Source organism: Loigolactobacillus rennini DSM 20253 (genome assembly GCF_001436505.1).
Taxonomy (GTDB): Bacteria; Bacillota; Bacilli; order Lactobacillales; family Lactobacillaceae; genus Loigolactobacillus; species Loigolactobacillus rennini.
In genome coordinates, this window is sequence record NZ_AYYI01000012.1 from 1 (window position 1) to 1,552 (window position 1,552).

Here is a 1,552-nt window from a genome sequence, read left to right on the forward strand (position 1 = left end):
GGAAGTTTGTCAAATGGTGTTGAAGGATAGTTTCTATCCTTTGGAGATCTCCTCGTGTGGGAGATCTTTTTTGTTGTTTTATTAGTTGCGGCGTTTAATCTGGTGTGTTGTCTGAATATCGTACTTGAAGGCATAACAAATAAGCCTACCATCGTGACGTTATTGTGGTAGATAATCTAGGCAATCAGCTGGTAGACGCGTGTGAACATATTGGCCTGATTGGAGAAGCCATAACAAGCACGTTTGAGCTCCTTGATCTTACGGTTGATGCCCTCTATCGGTCCGTTAGAGTAGGACGATTTGGCGGCGTTAATTACTCCATTAAGATTCTTTCGTAGGGTATGCATGGCCGTATCTAGGGGCGTGCCGTTAGGCTGATAGTTAGTGATGATATTCTTGAGTTCATCAGCGTGACGCCCCATCAAAGCATCGTGGAGATCGATGTAGGTTTCATAAGCTGTTTTGAAGGCCGGAAACGTATCGGTTCCAATATCAATAGCGTTCTGTTCGGTCGAGTACTCATTCAGGCCGAAGAGGTAGCGGCTCTTTTGTGCGTCAGGGTTGGCCTTGTGGAATAGGCGCCATAGTGATTTCAGCACTTTATATTCCCGCGAATGCTTGTCGAGTTGCTTTAAACATTGAGTGCGAATGGTATCCATCGTCCGGCCCATTAATTGAATAATGTGGAACCGATCAATAATGAGTTCGGCGTTAGGGAATAGTTCGTGCACGAATGCCTGATAGGAGGCGTTCATGTCCATGATGACGCGTTGAACCGCGGCCCGTTCTGCGGTGCTGTACTGACTAAGAAAGAACTGTTTGATGGTTCTATTAAGGCGGTCGCTAAGTACTTTAACTGATTTGTGAGTGTCAGCGTCAATGCAAATAAACGACATGGAGCCGTGCGTGGAACGGAATTCATCAAAGCATAGATTAATCGGTAACCGGCGGCTCGCGTGTGGATGAATATTAGCCGTCAAAATACGCTGAACTGAGTTTGTCGAAATACCGGTGAGACTGGCGATGGTCTTAGCCGGGAGTGATTTACTGGCTAGCTTCAGCACATGAGTCGCTAGTCCGTGACCGATGGCGTGGTTGGTTGATACCACTGGAGTGGTGGCCGTACAAGTGCTATGGCAGTTACTACAACGCCAGCGTTGCTTGTTTAGCTCTAGAATTACGGGCCGGTCCATGGGTCCTGCAATGTGGACATGAGTGAGCTTGTGTCCGTTAGGGTGCAACGTATTGTATCCACAGCTGGGACAGCGCCTGAGTGTGTAGGTAAGCTCTGCCTGGATGACCAAATACTTTTTGCGACCCGAGCCCCGACCATGAAATTCCTCACGAGTACCGAACACCTGAATGTTTGTGTCTGTAATTCCCAGTAATTTAAGTGTATTATCTAGTTGAGACATCTATTCCTACCCCGCTTATCTTGAGTTTCGTCGCTTAAAGCATAGCACTAGGGAGGCTTAGATGCCTTTTTTGTTATCAAAAAGGGCCTAGTACTTTTGGAATGGAAATACTTTCCAACACCAAAAATTCTAGACCC

At 46.6% G+C, this 1,552-nt stretch carries 1 protein-coding gene; it reads right to left on the reverse strand.

Features of this window, described 5'->3' with window-relative positions:
* Window positions 1-176: 176 nt before the first annotated feature.
* Complete coding sequence (locus FC24_RS02015) at window positions 177-1,415, reverse strand: ISL3-like element IS1165 family transposase (RefSeq protein WP_057873206.1); 1,239 nt, start codon at window positions 1,413-1,415, stop codon at window positions 177-179.
* Between the last annotated feature and the right edge of the window lie 137 nt (window positions 1,416-1,552).

What these genes read in the sequence shown, in the direction of transcription:
- FC24_RS02015 (WP_057873206.1), bottom strand. Translation starts at nt 1,415, where the DNA reads ATGTCTCAACTAGATAATACACTTAAATTACTGGGAATTACAGACACA.